This is a genomic window from Lentisphaerota bacterium (assembly GCA_016873675.1).
Taxonomy (GTDB): Bacteria; Verrucomicrobiota; Kiritimatiellia; order RFP12; family JAAYNR01; genus VGWG01.
Genome location: VGWG01000005.1, coordinates 1 through 17,900 on the forward strand (window position 1 = coordinate 1; position 17,900 = coordinate 17,900).

The following is a 17,900-nucleotide window of genomic DNA, read 5'->3' on the forward strand; positions in this document are numbered from 1 at the left end:
ACCGACGAAACCGGCACTCTATAGGATGGCGCCGGGCGGAAGGGCGTGCCCGTTTGCGCCCCCTGACCACCCCAAAGCCCCCTCACTGTCGAAAAACCGCCTGTTTTCGGCCTTTTCTGGCGACTGGTCCATGGCTGCGGAGCGCGTGTAGGCGCAGGTTATCGGCGGCGACGCTCCTTAGGCGAGGATTTGGGACGCATATCTCTCCTTGACAGAAGAGGGCCGTAACAGTATTTTCTGCCCCTACCTACACCCAAAAGGAAGGCACGCATGTACGACGTCTCTGATCTGCGCAAAGGCATCAAACTGCTGATTGACGGAACTCCGTGGTTCGTCACTGATTTTGAATTCAGCAAGCCCGGAAAGGGACAGGCGATCTATAACTGCAAGCTCAAGAACATGCTGAGCGGCAGCACCATGAGCCGCAGCTACCGTTCGGGCGACAAGTTTGACAAGCCCGATCTGAGCCAGCGCCAGGTGCATTTCTCCTATGCGAAGGACGGCATCTACTACTTCACCGACGAGAATTACGAAGAGATCACCATCAGCACCGACGTGCTCGGTCAGAATCGTTTCTTTCTCTGCGAGGACATGGAGTGCGAGGTTCTGTTCTTCGGCTCCCAGCCGATCGACGTGACGCTCCCCAACTTTGTGGAGCGCAAGGTGGTGACCTGTGACCCCGGCGTGCGGGGCAACACCGCATCCGGAAAGGTGACCAAGCCGGCGACCATCGCGGGCGGCTATGAGCTGAACGTGCCCCTCTTTGTCAACGAGGGCGACATGATCCGCATCGACACCCGCGACGGCACCTATGCCGACCGCGTCAGAAGCTAGGCCAGCGCCGCCGCCGCCTCTTTGAGCCTCGCGCGAATCTGGATGTGCTGCGGGCATTTCGGCTCGCACAGGCCGCAGTCGGCGCAGACATCGGCCTTCCGTCCCGGATCCCACGATCCCGCGCCGATGCCGGCATAGCCAGCCTTGGCGGTGGCCCACGAATCGTAGACGCGTCCGCGGTTGTAGCACTCGAAAATCCTTGGAATGGCGACGCCCTGCGGACACGGCATGCAATAATTGCAGCCGGTGCAGTAGAGGTCGGCCATCTTCTTCAGCCGCTCCAATTGCGTCGTGATCGCTGCCTGGTCTGCAGCCGACAACGAAACCGGGTCGGCGCAGATCCGGACGTTTTCTTCCACCATCTGCAGCGTGCCCATCCCCGAAAGCGCCACGGTGACGCCCGGGTTCGCCAGCACAAACCGCAACGCCAGCTCCGGCACGCGCTCGATGCCGGGGACAATTCCGCCCAGCACCGAACTGGTGTCACCCAGGCGCCCGCCAGCCACCGGCCCCATGGCCACCACGCCGATGCCGGCGGCGTGCGCGGCGGCGATCCCCTCCTCCAACTGCCGGTCGAGCAGGTTGTACTGGAGGGTGATGACCGAGGGATAGCCGCTCGCGACCAGCTTCAGCAGGGCGGCGTTGTTGTCGTGGAACGAACAGCAGATGTGCTTGATCAGCCCCTGTTCCTGCGCCTTGCGCATCCACGTCGAGAGGCGGGGCGCCACATGCTCGGCATACGAACCCCCATTGACCCCGTGGTGGTTGTAAATGTCGATGCAGGAGACCTCAAGCCGTTCCAGGCTTTGCTCAAGCAGGGACCACCACGTCTTCTCGTCCTCGCCAAAATAATGGTTCTTGGTGGAAAGGACGATCCGGTCGCGCCACCCTTTGAGCGCGGCGCCGACGACCCGCTGGCTGTCCTGGTTGCAATAGCCGACGGCGGTGTCGATGTAGTTCACGCCCGCCTCAAAGGCCCGGTGGATCATCGGGATCGCCAGATCGCGGTCAATCAACGCGCCAGCCCCCTCGCCCCGCATGGGCAGCCGCATGGCACCGAATCCGAGCTGCGACACCCGCAACCCCGTCTTCCCGAGCGTGCGATAGACCATGCGGATCACCCTTCCGGCTCGGTGATGTTCAGCGCCTTGCCAGCTTTGCGCTTGTCGGCGGTCGCGGCGTTGCGCTTGGCGACCGTCTTGACGCTGGCCTGCTTCTTGCGGCAGGCGCCAGCCGTGCCGAACCGGGCCAGCTTCGGCTCCTTGCTCTGGCGGCGCTTCGCCTCGGGCATCGCGTACCGATATTGCGGCAGCCACTTCGCCTGGGCGACCAGCATGGCGTCGGTCATCTGTGAAATTTCCGGCGGCGTGCAAACCGCGCCGACCAGCGGGTCGAGCATCATCGCCTGTTTCAGCATCGGGACATCGCCGTTGACCGCCGCCTCGACCGCCAGCCGCTGCACGCCCACCGATTGCGAGCAGATCGCCGCGCACGCCATCGGCAAGTCGCCCACCTTGGGGATGCTGATGCCGTTCCGGTCCACATAACCCGGAACTTCGACGATGCAGTCGTCGGGGAGGTTGGTGATGCAGCCGTCGTTGACCACGTTGAAATGGCCGCGATACACGCGTCCCGTCTCCAGTCCTTCGATGATGTAAGACCCATGCTCCTGCGACCGTGAATGGTCGGGCAGGCTCCAGGGTTTTTCCGCCAGGAGTTTGGGGAACTCGGTCTGGAACCAATTGAGCCCCTCGTTGATCACGCGCAGGTAGCCGCCGGTCTCGCCGTGTATCCAACAGCTCATGTCGATCCAGTTCTTGATCTCGGCCGGGCGTTTGCGGTACCAGGCCACGTACTCGGAAAGATGGCCGTTGGATTCCGTGGAGTAATAGCCGAAACGGCGGAGGATGTCGATGCGCACCTTCTCCGTCCGGCTGAATTCGGGATGTGTTTCAAACCCCTCCAGGAGCCGGTCCAGCCAGCTCTCGCCCTTGTAGAGCACCTGCACGTACCACGTCTGATGGTTGATGCCCGCGCAGATGATATCCACGTCGCGCATGGCGACCTTCTCGTAGCGCTTGTCCTCCGGCTTGCGTCCTTTGTTGATCAGGCGCTCGATCACGTTGCTGATTTGCCAGTGGCCCCCCATCACGCCGTGGCACAGGCCTATCGCAGGCACGCCGCCGTAGGTATTGGCCGCCCAGGTGAGCATCGCGTTGGGGTTGCCGTAGTTGAGCAGCAGCACGTTGGGCTTGGCCAGCTCGCGAATGTCGGCACACCAGTCGAGCATTGCGGCGATGCCGCGCTGGCCGTACATGATGCCGCCCGCGCAGAGGGTGTCGCCCACGCACTGGTCAACGCCATACCGCAACGGGATGTCGATATCGGTCTGGAACGCCTCCGTGCCGCCCACGCGGGCGGAATTGATCACGTAATCGGCACCGGTCACGGCAACCCGGCGGTCGGTCGTGGAGGTCACTCGGGCAGCAAGCGTGTTGGCGCGGACGTCACGCTGCAGGAGCTGCGTGATCATCTTGAGATTCCGCGCGCTGATGTCGTGCAACGCGAACTCAGCATCCCTGAATTCAGGAACCGACAACAGATCATGAATCAGCGTCCGCGTGAAACCCAGACTGCCCGCACCGATGAAAGCGATCTTCAAGGCCATTGCAAACTCCCGTGTGTGTTAAGAAAGGAGACTGAGAATAACACCTGCCGGGTGGGAAGCCAATCTAAAAACAGACCCTGCAAAACCCCTTCGGGGTGTTTGCAAGAGAGAAGTCAGGAGTCAGAATACAGGAGTCAGAACATGAGAACACGCGGCCCGTGAGAGGGTTACAATTCTGAATTCTGAATTCTGGCTTCTGAATACGGCGCTTGCAGAACCGACGAAGGAGGTTTCGCAAGCGCCTCAACAGGGTGAGGCGCCCGAGAGGGTGCGATGCAACGCAGTCACATCGCACCCCGCGCCAGGCAAACCCTCAGGCGGCGTGACGCGGAGGGTCCAGGCTCACTCCACCACCAATGCGGTGCCGTCCTCGAGGACAACGGTGACCTTGGATCCCAACGCCAGAACGTCCTTCAGTTCCGGCTTGTCCGTGAGCAGTTTGAAATACTCCGCGCTGCCGAACGTCACGGTCACGGTCTTCATCTCTTTTTTGAAGGCATTGTCGATCCAGCGGCCGTCCAGAAGCGTGAACACCTTCTTGCCCACGTATTTCACGGTGGCTACCTCATTTCGCACGCTATCGCGTTCCTTGTATTCCTGTATCCGCTTGCTCATGGCAACGGCCTGCGCGCCGGATTCTTCGCGCATCGCCGATGCACCGCCGCCCACGCCCATCTTGCCGCCCCTGCTATGGACGCGGCTGGCGCTGACCTCGTACGCTGAGCGCGTTTCAACATCGATGGCGACGGCATCTGCGGCAGGCGCCTCGAACAGCGGCACCACCGAGCGCGGAGGCGCGGCCGATCCAGGGGTCCCGTCCAGAAACACCTCTTTCAGGTCGGCTGCGTATAACGGTTGGCCCGAGGTCTTGTCATCGCCGGATGCCCGGCCTTCGGCTTTGTGGCGATCAATCCCATGCTGGGCATAGGCTTGCTCGTTCTCCAGCACGAGGTAGGACGTGTACGGCGTCATGATGCCGTATTCGCGGCTGAGGCGGATGACCTCGTCCTTGAGCTCGGCATTCTCGCCGCGCAGGCGGATCTCGTCGAGCAGGAAGCCGACGCGGCGGGTGGCCCACAGCCTCGGAATGAACGTGTTGTCGGCCTGCGCCCGGGGGAAGGTCCCTTCGTAGACGAACTCGCGCGTCTTGCCGTTCACCTCGCCGATCAGGCGGATCACGGAGTCGCCGCCGCCCTCGTAGCGGCCGAAGACGATGATCTGGTCGCCGCTGAACAAATCGGGCAGGGCGGTGGGGTGGACCATCGAGGTCTTGAGCGTGTCCACCTCGACGCGCACACGGGCCAGCACGGGATTGCTCATCTTGTCGGCCAAGGCGGAGACCTTGACCTCGATGTCCTCGTCGGGCAGGACGTACTGCGACAGGCCCCCGTTCTGTCCGGCGATCTGGTCGAGCAGGTGCGTGTTGACGTCGGTGCCGGCGCCGAACACGAAGATGCGAGCCTTGGCGCCGTTGCCCTTGCCGAGGCTGCCCAGAATGGCGTCGGGGGCGGTTTCGCCGACAGTGGGGCGGCCATCGGTGAGGAAGAGGATGATTGCCGGGCGCATGGGATCATAATCCATGGTCAGGGCGGCGGCCAGAGCGTCGTTAATGGCCGTGCCGCCGCGGGCCTCGGTCGCCTGGATGAACGCCAGCGCCGCGGCGCGGTTGGTCTCGCTGACAGCGGTCAGCGCGGGGCGGAAGGGCTCGACATCGGTGCTGAAGCGGATGATATTGAAGCGGTCGCCGGCGTTGAGCTTCTTCACGCCGTATTCCAAGGCTTTGCGGGTCTGCTCGATCTTGCTGCCGGCCATGCTCCCCGAGGTGTCGATGACAAACGTGACGTCCTTCGGCATCACCGCGCCGGGCGCGGCCATCGACGGCGCGAGCATCATCATGAAGAAGCCCTTGTCATTCGTGGCCGCGTGGGTGAGCATGTTCAGGCCGAACTCCTTCTTGGAGACGGTGTAATAGAGAACGAAGTCGCGGTCGAGCAGCGCCTGATCCTCCTCGAAGCCGATGACCGCCTCCTGGTCGTTTTTGCGCGTGATGCCGACCTTGTGCGACGGCGAATAGACGCTCTTGATCGGCAGGCTGGAATTGAGGCGCACAGACACCGTGAAATCGGCCAGCGTGCGGGACGCCCGCTCGCCCGTCTTCAGCGGATAGACATACGTGTAGAGGCCGCCATCGAACGCCAGGGTCTGCGAATACTCCAGCTCGATTTTCTGAAGGCCGTTGGCCGGAACCGGAAACACGCTGATGCGGAACAGGTTGCCGCCGATGTGCTCCAGCAGCCCCGGATCCTTCATGCGGCGCACGATGTCCTCATAAATCCCCCGCGCCTTGCCTTTTTCCACAAGCTCGCCGCTCATCCGCTTGCCGTTGATCATCATGGCGAAGTCGGAGATGCTGGCGTTCGCGGGAAGCGGGAAGATGAAGACGGCCTCCAAGTCGCGGCCGACGCTGTTGCGGAAGACCTGTTCGATCTTGGCCGTGGCGACGCCGTCCTTGATGCGGATATCGACGCGCTGGCTCTCAATGGCCAGCGGCGGGATGGACGCGTCCTTGGGGATCAGCATGCCCGCAGCAAAGCTGCGCGCGGCGCCGAGCGTTCCCAAACAAGCAAGCATCAGCAGCGTGCGTTTCATGATATGTCCTCCCGTATTCTGACTCCTGACTCCTGACTTGCAAACGTCCCTGAGGGGTTTTGTAAGAGAGCCTGCAGTTGTTAAGACGTTTGTGGCCGCTCTTTTGTTCCCGCGTTACACGAAATTTTTCTTAATAGGCTTGACGTGCAGGCACCGTATGCCTATCATGCATGCATCATGAAAACAAAGTCCCTTCAGTACACGATTCGCAATGTTCCGGATCGCACCGACCGGCGTCTTCGAGAAGCTGCGGTTGAGTACGGCACCAGCCTCAACAGCGTCACTCTGCAGGCCCTCAACCAGGGCCTGGGCCTGTCTGACAAGTCCGTTATGCACCACGATCTGGATGATTTGATCGGGAGTTGGGTGCCGGACAGCGAATGCGACAAGGCGCTTGAAGAAATGGACCGTACCGATCCGGAGTTGTGGAAATGAAAATCGCCATAGACACCAACCGCTACCGGGACTTCTGTGAAGGAAAGGACGATGCCGTCGAACAGTTGAGAGCCGCGTCCCGGATTTACCTTCCGTTCACGGTACTGGCTGAACTGCGGGCCGGATTCGAGTGTGGGACCCTGGCGCGCCGCAACGAAAGTGCCCTGTCTCGCTTCCTCAATAGTCATCGCGTTTCCATTCTCTTTCCCGACGAACAGACCACATTCCACTATGCCCGGATCTTTCACCAACTTCGGGTCCAGGGCACACCCATCCCCACCAATGACATCTGGATTGCGGCACTCGTCCAACAGCACAATCTCATCCTCTACTCTCGTGATCGACATTTTGACGTCCTGCACCAGCTTGGGAGAGTGCCGTCGTGATCCTGACGAGCCTCCCTTAGAAACGGGCGCGGGGTTCAACGGAGGTCTATCTCCCGATAGTCCCCCGCCGCAAAAACGGCCGCATGCACCAGGCCGCCCTTCCACGTCAGCACCTGCCCGTCCATCCGGCCCCGGATGGCGAACGATTCGCCGGCACCGGGCGTGTGCTGCCGCGACAGCCCGGTCCGGGAGAGCTCATCCAGAAAGCGCTTGACCGTAGCGGCGTGGTTATCATACACCATTTCCCGGTCTTTGCGCCAATGCTCTTCCTGCGGATAGTCGGCCACGTGGGAGCGCATGATCTTATCCCACAGCGCCGCACACAGATCCGCGTCTCCGAACAGATCGGCGCTCACGACGCGGCCCGAGGCGACGGTGACCAGCCCGACCGTGCGGCGGGTGCGGATGTGGCGGAACCGTTCCACCCGATCGGTAATGCGTCGACCCACATCGGGGTCGTTGTAGAGCGACTGGTAGCTGCGGGTCGGGGCGGACACGCCGGCCGCCTTGATCTGCTGGTCGATCTCGGTCCAGATCGCCGATTGAGAATTCTCGCGAACGGCCAGTCTGCGGAGGGTCTGTCCGGCCATCTCAGGCGCGCGATCAAAAGAATCCCGGGTCCCCTTCCACCGATCTTGCTCGCCGCAGTAGACCGGCACCGCGATCGCGCCCAGGCCGGGCGTCAGCAGGACGTCTTTTTGAAGGATGCGGTCCTGACGGCCGCCGCCGAGAATCTCTCCAGCCATCATGAAGACGGTCTGCCGGGATTCATTGCGAACGATCACCGCCGAGACGCGGGACTCCTCATACTCGCGAATGGTGATCCAGTTCTGGCTCAACGCCTCGTCCAGTGAACGGATCGCGGGCGGGCCCATCGGATCGCCGATCTCCAGCGGGAACACGGTCAGCCGGCCGTAGGCTGCGGGACGACCGATCTCGACCTGACGCAGCATCCGGCGCAACGGGTTGTCGGTGTCGGGCGGCGGCAACGGCGGCCGCGGCATCGGCCTGTGTATGGGCGGCGCAATCTCGACATCCCGCGTCACTGGACTGCCGCTGTCATCTTCCAGATAGGCGCCGCAGACCGGAATCGACGACACCCGCATCCACACGGTCAGAAGCAGGGTGACTGTTGCGATCCAATGGATTTTCATGGGCAACCCTCCTAAGGCTTACACCCCTTTAGACGTGGGCACGCCCGAAAAAGTTCCCATTCTGAAGCATGCACGGGGCCAACCGACGTCGAAGGCTTTTGCAGGCGCCTCACGCATTCCTAAAAAGCGCAGGCGCGAACTCGCTCGTCAGGCGGCTCCGGGTTCTCCCACTGACTGTGATCGAAGCGGCTGGGCGGGCAGCGGCCTGAGCACCCAGCGCTTGTTGTACCAGAACCATTGATCGGGGTTTTGGCGGATGGCAGCCTCGACATGCTCCATCACCGTCCGGGTCATGCGGAGGAGGTCGGCATCCCGATCAGCGGTTGGATCGGCCAAAACGGGGGAATAGGCAACCATGCGATGGCGAAACCAGCCGACACGGCTGAGGATCACGGGCAGCACGGGGACATGCGCGGTGCGCGCAAATTGGGCCATGCCGCGGCCCAGATTGGCCTGCGCGCCGAGAAACGGAACCAGAAGATCGGGCGTCGGCATCCGCACGTCGGGAAGGATGGCAAACACCCCCCGGTGTTGCAGCCGGCGCAGGATGACGCGCAGGACCGATGACCCGCGCTCCAGCACGTCCATGCTGTAGCCACGAATGTGGTTGAGCCAACGGTTGACATGCGGATTCTTCTGTTTACCCGCGATCGAAAAGATATCAAATCCCGCCTGTTTGCCGGCGACCCCGGCCAAATCCCAGTTGCCCATGTGCGGGACGGCGATGACGAGTCCGCCGTGCGCCTCGATCAGCGCCTGCATGCGGATCAGGACCTCGTCCAGCCCCTCCACGTGGCGGCGCAGCCAGACGGGCGAGATCCGGGTCACCCGCATCATTTCCGCCGCATTGAAGAACAGGTTGCGCCACGAGCGCCAGGCGATCCACTCAGCCTGTCGGGGGGTCACCGCGCCGCCGAACACGCTGACAATGCGCCGCACCGCCTCGGCCCGGCGGAAGCGGACGACATGGAATCCCACCCCGGCCACACCCCAAGCCAGCGCCAATGCGGCACCGTGAGGCAGCGCCCGGCATACGCCAGCGGTCGCGCGCAGGGCGAAATATTCGATCAGGTACCGGATGCGTCGCATGGAGGCAGACTCGATTGGAATTGGGCGAAAGCCTGCACACCTATTTCTCAGCGTCGTAGACGAAGACAATCTCGTTGGGCCGGATAAGGCGGCCCTGCCGGGCCACCTGCTCGACAAACGAGGGATCCGTCTGCAACCGCTGTTGGCGCACACGGATACGCTTGATCTCCTGCTGCTTGGCATCGATGAGGCGCTGCATCTCATCGCAGCGCGCTTCGCGGTTTTTCAGCTCATGATACTTCGGCAGAAAAAACAAGACCGCGCCGATCAGGCCCAGCACAACCGCCGTGACACAGGTTGTTTTGCACAAAATCCGCAAGAAATCGGCCATACGCGAGTCCCCCGGAAAAGGGATGAATAAATAGAACCGGCGCAATTAAAACACCCTTCGTACAAACGGTCAATAGAATTTATTAAGCGATCGGTAACGGCGGGCGGGCGCTCACCCCCGCCGGCCGGTCCGCTACCGCCAGAAGCGCGCGTGGCAGATTGAAATGAATGTTTTCGGAAACGGTCTCAATGTGCTCGGTGCGGTCAAAACCTTCTGCAGCGAGGTGTTCGAGAACCTGTGTCATGAAGGATGCGGGCGTCGATGCGCCTGCCGTGACGCCGACTTCCATCCGGTTGGCGATCCCGGCGGCGGCGATATCCTCGATGCGGCTGACCAGCACGGCCTCCGCGCCAGCATCGCGGGCGACTTCGGCCAGACGCCGGGTGTTGGAACTGTTTTGCGCGCCCAGGACGAGGATCATGCCGACCCGCCGGGCAAGCGCCTTGACCGCCTGCTGCCGGTTGGTCGTTGCGTAACAGATATCGTCTGTGGCCGGTGCGCGGAGGCTGGGGAAACGGCGACGCAGAACCGCGAGCATCCGTCCGGCCTCCTCCGCGCTCAGCGTGGTCTGCGTCACCACAGCCACGCGCGCGGGATCCGTCGGCGCGAACGCCTCCGCCTCTGCAACAGTCTCGACGACCGTCACCCGGTCGGGCGCCTCGCCCGCGACGCCAATCACCTCGTCGTGGGTGCGATGCCCGACGATGACGATGGAATACCCCTCGCGCGCAAAACGAAGGACCTCGACATGGACCTTCAGGACGAACGGACAGGTGGCGTCGATCACCTCCAGACGCCGGGCGACCGCGGCAGCGCGCACGGCGGGCGGCACGCCGTGGGCGCTGAAGAGCACCGCGCGCCCCTCGGGAACCTCGTCAATGGTGGTGACGAAGGAAACGCCCCGGCGCTCGAACGATTCGACGACTTGGCGGTTGTGAACGATCTCGTTCAACGCATACAAGGGGAGGGGCCGCAGGCGCAACGCCGCCTCGGCAATCTCGACGGCATGCCGCACGCCCGCGCAAAAACCGCAGGGACTGACCAGGACAACGGTTTTGTGTGGTGTGGCCATTGTTCAACCGCCACGAGAGTAGCGCAGGTTGTACGCGCCGGTCAAGGAAGAGAAAGTTCTCTCACCTTTGCGCTTGAAATCGCGGCGGTATCGTCGTACGCTGAACCCCGAACCCTGAACTCTTTTTTTGGGACTCCCATGTCACGTTTTACCATCCGGGGCGGACGCCGCATCACGGGCGCCCACGCCGTTTCCGGCAATAAAAATGCCGCGTTGCCGATGCTGGCCGCCGCCCTGCTCACGGATGAGCCGGTCACGCTCACCAATCTGCCCCTCATTCAGGATGTCCGCACCATGCTGGACCTCCTCGACGCCATGGGCGTTGCGGTCTCCCTCGACGAGGCCGCCCGCACGGTCACCCTGCATGCGCGGCGGATCCGTTCGACCACGCTCGACCGCGCACTGTGCGGCCGGGTCCGCTCCTCGATTCTCTTCGCGGGCCCGCTGCTCGCCCGCTGCGGCGCGGCGCGGATCTATCCGCCCGGCGGCGACGTGATCGGCCGCCGCCGTGTGGACACCCATCTCGACGGACTGCGCCAGCTCGGCGCCAGCGCCCGCGCCAACGGCTGCTATGCCTTCAAGGCTGCCAAGGGCCTCGCCGGCGCGCGCATCCTCCTCGATGAGTCCAGCGTCACCGCGACCGAAAACATCCTGATGGCCGCCGTCCGGGCACGGGGCCGAACCACGCTTTACAACGCCGCCTGCGAGCCGCACGTTCAGGACCTCTGCGCCCTGCTCAACACCATGGGCGCCGCCATCAGCGGCGCTGGCACCAACCTCCTCGTCATTGACGGCGTCGACCGCCTGCACGGCGTCACCCACGCCATCGGTTCCGACACCATCGAGGCTGGCAGCTACATCGCCGCCGCCCTCGCCACCGGCGGCGAGCTGACTCTCACCGGCATCTCAGCCTCCGACTTCGAGGTCCTCGAACGCCCCTTCCATCGCTTTGGCGCCCGCTGGACGATCACCGGCACGACGCTCCAGCTCCCCGGCGACCAGAAGCTCCGCACCACCTACGACCTCGGCGACGCCATCCCCAAAATCGAGGACGGCCCGTGGCCGGCCTTCCCCTCGGACCTGATGAGCGTCCTGATCGTCCTCGCCACCCAGACGCGGGGAACGACCCTGTTTTATGAGAAGATGTTTGAAAGCCGCATGTATTTCGTGGATCATCTCATCGGCATGGGCGCGCGCATCGTGCAGTGCGACCCCCACCGCGTCGTCGTGACCGGCCCGACGCGCCTGCAAGGGACGCGCGTCGTCTCCCCCGACATCCGCGCGGGGATGGCGCTCCTGATTGCGGCCCTCTGCGCCCGCAAGGAAACCGTGATCCTCAACGCTGAAAGCGTGGATCGCGGCTATGAACGGATCGACGCCACCCTGCGCAGCCTCGGTGCCGCCATTGAGCGCACGTCCGACTGATCGCTTTCCATGAACAAACCCATTCTCATCATCGGCGACGGCAAGGCCGGGCACGTCAATCAGTCCAAGGCGTTTTGTGACAGCCTCGGCCAGCCGTTCGTGATTGCCGACGTCGTCTACCGCGCCAGGTGCTGCAAGGCACTGGCCTATCTGGCTGATCGCTGTCGGCTGAGGCTCGCGTGCCTCTATCGATTCACGGCCCCCCTTCCTGCGGGCCCCTTCGCGGCCGTGGTCTGCACTGGGTCGACGGCCTTCTATCCCGGCAAAGTCACCGCTCGCCGTCTCGGGATTCCGGTCGCCGCGATCCTGAACCCCAGAGGCTGGCGACCCGATTTCGACGTGATTCTCGCGCCCGCCTTCGACAATCCCCGCCCGCGCCCCAACCTCATCACCCTGCCGGTCAACCTCACCTCGGTCAACCCGGCGTTCTATGCCGCCGGCGTCGCCGCATTTCGCGAACGACACACGTGGGAAAAGCCCGCCGTCGGCGTCATCATCGGCGGACCCAACGACGTGGCCGAAATGACCGCTCGGGGCATGAAGATTCACCTGGATCGCGTATTCGCCGCTACCGAAGGGTGTGAGCGATGGGTCACCACCTCGCGCCGCACGCCGCCCGAGGTTGAGGCGTTGGTCGATTCCTATCCCTTTGACTACAAGCTCCTGTTCTCACACAATAACTTCAACCCGATCCCCGCCTTCGTCTCCCTCTGCCACACCCTGTTCGTGACGGCCGACTCGACCGGCATGATCAGCGAGGCGGTCACCCGCGGCAGCGCATCGGTCGAAATCCTCATGACTCTGCGCGATCCCGCCTCCAAGTTCGCCCGGTTTGTGCGAAACATCGAGACGGCGGGCGCCGCCCATGTCTTCGACGGCGCCTGCGCCGCCGCCCGCACGAAAATTGACCTCTCCCCCGCCCTCCGCGCCGCCGCCGCCCGACTGGGGATCGGCTAGACAATCAAGACCGACGGACGCCGCTCGACGCGCGAGATCGTGCGCCACCGGGGCGCGGCGGTCGTCCTCGGTGAACGGCCGGACGGGCGCTACGTCTGGGTGCGCCAATACCGCCGCGCCGTCAGCGAGACGCTGCTGGAGGCGGTGGCCGGCTGTCTGGAGCCGGGCGAGGCGCCCGAGGCCTGCGCGCGCCGCGAGATGGAGGAGGAGAGCGGCTATACCGTGCAGGCTAAAGGGATCTAAAAAATAGTGCGTTTGCCCTTGGCGCTTGAACCGCCAGCCCTGGCAATGTTATAGTGACCGCATGAGCACCACACGAAGAATCGTTGTCACCTCCGCGCTGCCGTATGCCAATGGCGACATCCACATCGGCCATCTGGTGGAGTATGTGCAGACCGATTTCTGGGTCCGCTTTCAAAACATGCGCGGCCATGCGTGTGTCTATGTCTGCGCCGACGACACCCACGGCACGCCGATCATGGTCCGCGCCCGCAACGAGGGGATCACCCCCGAGGCGCTGATCGCCCGCAGCCACGAGCAGCATGTCCGCGACTTCACCGATTTCGAGGTGGCCTTTAACCACTACGGCTCGACCAACTGCGAAGAGAATCGCGCCTTCAGCACCCGCATCTTTTCCCGGATGGAGTCGGGCGGCCACGTCTCCTCCCGCCTCGTCCCCCAACTCTACTGCGAGCACGACGGCATGTTCCTTCCCGACCGCTTCGTCAAGGGCGGCTGCCCCGCCTGCGGCGCGCCCGGTCAGTACGGCGATTCGTGCGACACCTGCGGCGCGACCTATGCCGCCGAAGAGCTGAAGGAACCGGCCTGTACCGTCTGTGGCCGCCCCCCCGTGACGCGCGACAGCGAACACCTCTTCTTCGAACTCGACCACTTCCGCGATTACCTCCAGACCTGGATTCCGGCCCATACCGCCAAGGACGTGGCGAACAAGCTGCTGGAATGGTTCGGCGAGTCGCTGCGCGGGTGGGACATTTCGCGCGACACGCCCTATTTCGGCTTTGAGATCCCCGGCCACCCCGGCAAGTTCTTTTATGTCTGGGTCGATGCGCCGATCGGCTACATGGCCTCGCTGGAGAATTGGTGCAAGCAGAACAACGCGCAGTTCGAGGACTGGTGGAACAACCCCGATGTCGAACTCGTCCACTTCATCGGCAAGGATATCGTCCGATTCCACTGCCTCTTTTGGCCCGCTATGCTGGCCTGCAGCGGGTTCAAGGGCCCCAATCAGGTCTTCGTCCACGGATTTCTGACCGTCAATGGCGAGAAGATGAGCAAATCCAAGGGGACGTTCATCAGCGCGCGAACCTTTCTGGACCATCTGGAGGCGCAAACCCTCCGCTTCTACTATGCCTGCAAGCTCAACGGCACGACCGACGATGTTGATCTCAACTTCGACGATTTCATCAACCGCGTCAACTCCGATCTGGTCGGCAAGATCACCAACCTCGCCTCGCGCGGCGCGCAGATGCTCCATAAGCATCTCGACGGCAAGGCTGGCGTGTGTGACGCCGCAGGCGCCGAGGTGCTCGCTCACGCGCAAGGCCGCGCCGACGCCATCGCCGACGCCTATGAAAAGCGCGACTTCGCGCGCGTGATGGTCGAGGTGCGCGACCTCGCCGACCGCGCCAACCAATACTTTGACGCCCAGGCGCCCTGGGCGCTGATCAAACGCGACCCCGAGGCCACCCGCCGCGTGCTCACCGCCACACTCAACCTCTTCCGCACCCTCGCGATCTACCTCAAGCCGGTCCTGCCTGGCTACGCTGCCAAGGTCGAGACACTCTTCGGCGAGCCACCCTATCGCTGGGCCGACGCCCAAACGCGCGTCGAGAACCGGGCGATCGCGCCGTATGCCTACCTCGCCACGCGGGTCGAACGCGAACCCATTGATCGCATGATCGAGGCCAGCCGGAGCCGCGCGCAACCCCCCGCTCCACACACCCACACACCCACGCACCCACACACTCACACACCCACTCCCACACCCCCGGCAAAGCCGCTCGCCGCGCCAGCGATCATTCCGTTTGAGACTTTTGCGCAAACCGATTTGCGGGTCGCGCGGGTGCTCTCGGCCGAAACGGTTGAGGGCTCCGACAAGCTCCTGCGCTTGATGCTCGATCTGGGCGATGGCAAACCGCGCCAAGTCTTTTCGGGTATCCGCAAGGCTTATGCGCCTGAAACGCTGGTCGGCCGCAGCGTCGTGGCGGTCGCCAACCTCGCGCCCCGCAAGATGCGCTTCGGCGTGTCCGAGGGGATGGTTCTCGCCGCGTCCAATCCCGATGGCACGCTCTTCCTCGTCACTCCCGACCCCGGGGCCGCTCCCGGCGCATCCGTGGCCTGAACAGCCTATTTCTCACTGACCGCCGACACTCGCATACCATGAACTACTCCCTCACGCTGACCAAACTGATCGCTCGCATCGACCTGACTGAGGGCGAGGCCGCCGACTTGGTGGACGCCATCCTCGCAGGGGAGCTGACCGAGGCACAGATCGGCGCGGCTCTGGCTGCGGCTGCGGCCAAGGGCGAGTCGGTCGCCGAGGTTGCCGGCGCGGCCCGAGCCATGCGCCGCCGCGCGACGCGCATCCAGCCGCTGGTCGCCAACACCCTCGACACCGTGGGGACCGGCGGCGACGGCGGCATGACCTTCAACGTTTCAACGACGGTTGCCTTTGTCGCCGCAGGCGCGGGGGCGGTCGTCGCCAAGCACGGCAACCGCGCCAGTTCGGGCAAGAGCGGCAGCGCTGACTGCCTCGAGCAGCTCGGCTTCAACCTGGCCGCCGAGCCCGACCTCATGGAACAGGCGCTGAACGACATCGGCATCTGCTTCCTTTTTGCCCAGAACTTTCACCGCGCCATGAAATTCGCCGCCCCGGTTCGGAAGCAGCTCGGCGTCCGCACCCTCTTCAACCTCCTCGGCCCGCTCACCAACCCGGCGGGGGCGTCCTGCCAGTTGATCGGCGTCTTCAAGCCCGAGCTCACCGAGATGTTCGCCCACGTGCTCAAAATCCTCGGCTCGCGCCGCGTCCTCGTCGTCCACGGCCATGACGGCATGGACGAGATCACGCTCACAGCCCCCACGCGCTGCTCGGAGCTGAAAGACGGCGTCATCCGCACCTATGACATTGATCCGACCCGCTATTTCGGCGATTTCTGCGCCCCCGACGAGCTTGCGGGCGGCACCCCCGCCGACAACGCCGCCATCACCCGCGGCATGCTTCGCGGCGACATCCGCGGCCCCAAGCGCAACATCGTTTTGATCAACGCTGCCGCCTCGCTGCTCGCCGCCGGTTTGGCCGGATCGATCGAGGAGGGCATCCGAAAAGCCGAGGCTTCCATCGACTCCGGCGCCGCCCTGGACAAGCTGGATCGCCTGATCGCCTATTCGCGCCAACCATGAACATTCTGGACCAGATCGTGGCGGCCAGACGCGCGGAGGTCGCCGCCGCCAAACAGCGCTTGCCGCTGGCAGCCTGCCGTGCCGCCGCCGCGTCTGCGCCGCGTGACCGCCGTGATTTTGCGGCCGCTATCCGCGCTCCCGGCATCCGAATCATTGCCGAGATCAAGCGCGCCTCGCCCTCCCGGGGCGACATCGACATCGGCCTCGATCCCGCCACCGTCGCCCGCGCCTATGCCGCAGGTGGCGCGGTCGCGCTGTCGGTGCTCACCGAGCCGGCCTTTTTCAAGGGCGCGACCGCCGACCTGCAGGCCGCGCGCCGCGCCGTCACCCTTCCCGTGTTGCGCAAAGACTTCATCCTCGACCCCTATCAGCTCTACGAAACCGCCGCTCTGGGTGCCGACGCCGTGCTGCTCATCGTCCGCATCCTCCCCGATCCCCTCCTCGGCGACTTGCATGCCCTCGCCCGCGAGCTTGGCCTCGACGTGCTCACCGAGGTCTACGACGCCGACGACGCACGCCGCGCCAATGCCATCGGCGCCGATCTGGTCGGCATCAACAACCGGAATCTTGCCTCGTTCGACACCGACGTCGACCAGGCCTCGCGTCTCGCCGCGCACATCCGCCCGGGCGCCTGTGTGGTGGCGCTCAGCGGCATCGCCTCGGCCGACGACATCCGCCGCAATGGGACGGCAGGGATCACCCGTTTTCTCGTCGGCGAAACGCTGGTTCGCGCCCCCGATCCGGCCGCGCTGCTGCGATCCTGGACCTCCATTCATGCCCATTGAAATCAAAATCTGCGGACTCACCGACCCGGCCGAGGCGCGCGCGTGCGCCGAGGCTGGCGCCGACGCCATCGGCCTGGTCTTCCATCCGCCCAGCCCGCGGAATCTGGAGCTCGCCCGCGCCCGCGCGATCAGCGACAGCCTGCCGCCGCGCGTTGCTCGGGTTGGCGTCTTTGCCGATGCCGATGCCGACACCATCCTGCGCATCGCCGCTGTGGCGGGGCTCACCGCGATCCAGCTCCACGGCGCCGAATCACTGGCCGCCCTGCCTCGTCTCCTTGGTGCCCCCTACCGCATCATCGCCGTTCTGCGCTCGACGGCGGGGCTGATTCAGGCGGCTCGCGCGCTACCCGAAACCGTCGGCATTCTGGTCGAGTGCGGCCGGGGCGTTTTGCCCGGCGGCAACGGCGCCACCTGGGAGTGGGCCGCCGCCGCACCCCTCGCCTCCGTCCGCCCTTTCGCCCTCGCCGGCGGCCTCTCGCCCGATACGGTCGTCGAAGCCGTCCGCGACGCGCGCGCCGCCGCTGTGGACATCAGCTCCGGTGTGGAGTCATCGCCCGGCCGGAAGGATGTGGTCCGCGTCCGTCTCCTCATCCGCCGTCTCACGGAGGCCTTCATCGACCTTCCCGGCCCCGCACACGCCGTCTTTCGCAGCCTGTGACGCTCAGGCAGAAATCCAGCAATCGCGATTTGACAAT

The 17,900-nt window shown here is 64.2% G+C and carries 17 protein-coding genes; 10 read left to right on the plus strand and 7 right to left on the minus strand.

From position 1 onward, the window contains the following. The first annotated feature begins 270 nt into the window (after positions 1 to 270). On the plus strand, positions 271 to 834 hold the full coding sequence (gene efp / locus FJ222_01335) for an elongation factor P (protein ID MBM4163078.1): 564 nt from the start codon (positions 271 to 273) through the stop codon (positions 832 to 834). Here the strand turns inward: efp and FJ222_01340 are convergent. From FJ222_01340 to FJ222_01350, 3 genes are all read right to left on the minus strand, one after another. Next, positions 831 to 1,946 (minus strand): aldo/keto reductase, encoded by a 1,116-nt coding sequence (locus FJ222_01340; protein MBM4163079.1) that lies wholly within the window; start codon positions 1,944 to 1,946, stop codon positions 831 to 833. The genes efp and FJ222_01340 overlap by 4 nt on opposite strands. Before the next feature lie 5 nt (positions 1,947 to 1,951). Beyond that, positions 1,952 to 3,502, minus strand: a complete 1,551-nt coding sequence (gene melA / locus FJ222_01345) for an alpha-galactosidase (protein ID MBM4163080.1) — start codon at positions 3,500 to 3,502, stop codon at positions 1,952 to 1,954. A 342-nt stretch (positions 3,503 to 3,844) separates the two neighbouring features. After that, positions 3,845 to 6,151: a VWA domain-containing protein gene (locus FJ222_01350; GenBank protein MBM4163081.1), complete on the minus strand. Its 2,307-nt coding sequence runs from the start codon at positions 6,149 to 6,151 to the stop codon at positions 3,845 to 3,847. Between the two features lie 177 nt (positions 6,152 to 6,328). Between FJ222_01350 and FJ222_01355 the strand changes: the two genes are divergently transcribed. Together FJ222_01355 and FJ222_01360 are read left to right on the plus strand one after the other, a co-directional pair. Next, positions 6,329 to 6,586, plus strand: coding sequence for a hypothetical protein (locus FJ222_01355; protein ID MBM4163082.1), 258 nt, complete (start codon positions 6,329 to 6,331; stop codon positions 6,584 to 6,586). Next, positions 6,583 to 6,972, plus strand: a complete 390-nt coding sequence (locus FJ222_01360; protein MBM4163083.1) for a type II toxin-antitoxin system VapC family toxin — start codon at positions 6,583 to 6,585, stop codon at positions 6,970 to 6,972. Before FJ222_01355 ends, FJ222_01360 begins: the two co-directional genes overlap by 4 nt. A 35-nt stretch (positions 6,973 to 7,007) precedes the next feature. Here the strand turns inward: FJ222_01360 and FJ222_01365 are convergent, their stop codons facing one another. From FJ222_01365 to ispH, 4 genes are all read right to left on the minus strand, one after another. Beyond that, entirely contained in the window at positions 7,008 to 8,126 is a 1,119-nt protein-coding gene (locus FJ222_01365; GenBank protein ID MBM4163084.1) for a hypothetical protein, read from the minus strand. Positions 8,127 to 8,273: 147 nt separating this feature from the next. After that, positions 8,274 to 9,215, minus strand: coding sequence for a lysophospholipid acyltransferase family protein (locus tag FJ222_01370; GenBank protein MBM4163085.1), 942 nt, complete (start codon positions 9,213 to 9,215; stop codon positions 8,274 to 8,276). Positions 9,216 to 9,255: 40 nt separating this feature from the next. Then, positions 9,256 to 9,546, minus strand: a complete 291-nt coding sequence (locus tag FJ222_01375) for a hypothetical protein (GenBank protein MBM4163086.1) — start codon at positions 9,544 to 9,546, stop codon at positions 9,256 to 9,258. Positions 9,547 to 9,628: 82 nt separating this feature from the next. Continuing rightward, entirely contained in the window at positions 9,629 to 10,618 is a 990-nt protein-coding gene (gene ispH, locus FJ222_01380; GenBank protein MBM4163087.1) for a 4-hydroxy-3-methylbut-2-enyl diphosphate reductase, read from the minus strand. 138 nt (positions 10,619 to 10,756) lie between these two features. Here ispH and murA point away from each other — a divergent pair, with 138 nt between their 5' ends. The 7 genes from murA to FJ222_01415 all read left to right on the plus strand — a co-directional run bounded on the left by murA (position 10,757) and on the right by FJ222_01415 (position 17,863). Further along, positions 10,757 to 12,043, plus strand: coding sequence for a UDP-N-acetylglucosamine 1-carboxyvinyltransferase (gene murA / locus FJ222_01385; GenBank protein MBM4163088.1), 1,287 nt, complete (start codon positions 10,757 to 10,759; stop codon positions 12,041 to 12,043). Positions 12,044 to 12,052: 9 nt separating this feature from the next. Beyond that, the gene (locus tag FJ222_01390) at positions 12,053 to 13,000 is read left to right on the plus strand and encodes a hypothetical protein (protein MBM4163089.1); all 948 of its coding nucleotides are present in this window, start codon (positions 12,053 to 12,055) and stop codon (positions 12,998 to 13,000) included. 3 nt (positions 13,001 to 13,003) lie between these two features. Further along, positions 13,004 to 13,243, plus strand: coding sequence for an NUDIX hydrolase (locus FJ222_01395; protein MBM4163090.1), 240 nt, complete (start codon positions 13,004 to 13,006; stop codon positions 13,241 to 13,243). Positions 13,244 to 13,304: 61 nt separating this feature from the next. After that, the gene (gene metG, locus FJ222_01400) at positions 13,305 to 15,362 is read left to right on the plus strand and encodes a methionine--tRNA ligase (GenBank protein ID MBM4163091.1); all 2,058 of its coding nucleotides are present in this window, start codon (positions 13,305 to 13,307) and stop codon (positions 15,360 to 15,362) included. Between the two features lie 38 nt (positions 15,363 to 15,400). Further along, positions 15,401 to 16,420, plus strand: coding sequence for an anthranilate phosphoribosyltransferase (gene trpD, locus FJ222_01405; GenBank protein MBM4163092.1), 1,020 nt, complete (start codon positions 15,401 to 15,403; stop codon positions 16,418 to 16,420). After that, positions 16,417 to 17,205 (plus strand): indole-3-glycerol phosphate synthase TrpC, encoded by a 789-nt coding sequence (trpC, locus tag FJ222_01410; GenBank protein ID MBM4163093.1) that lies wholly within the window; start codon positions 16,417 to 16,419, stop codon positions 17,203 to 17,205. The genes trpD and trpC overlap by 4 nt, the downstream gene beginning before the upstream one ends. Further along, positions 17,102 to 17,863: a phosphoribosylanthranilate isomerase gene (locus FJ222_01415; GenBank protein MBM4163094.1), complete on the plus strand. Its 762-nt coding sequence runs from the start codon at positions 17,102 to 17,104 to the stop codon at positions 17,861 to 17,863. Before trpC ends, FJ222_01415 begins: the two co-directional genes overlap by 104 nt. The last annotated feature ends 37 nt before the right edge of the window (positions 17,864 to 17,900 follow it).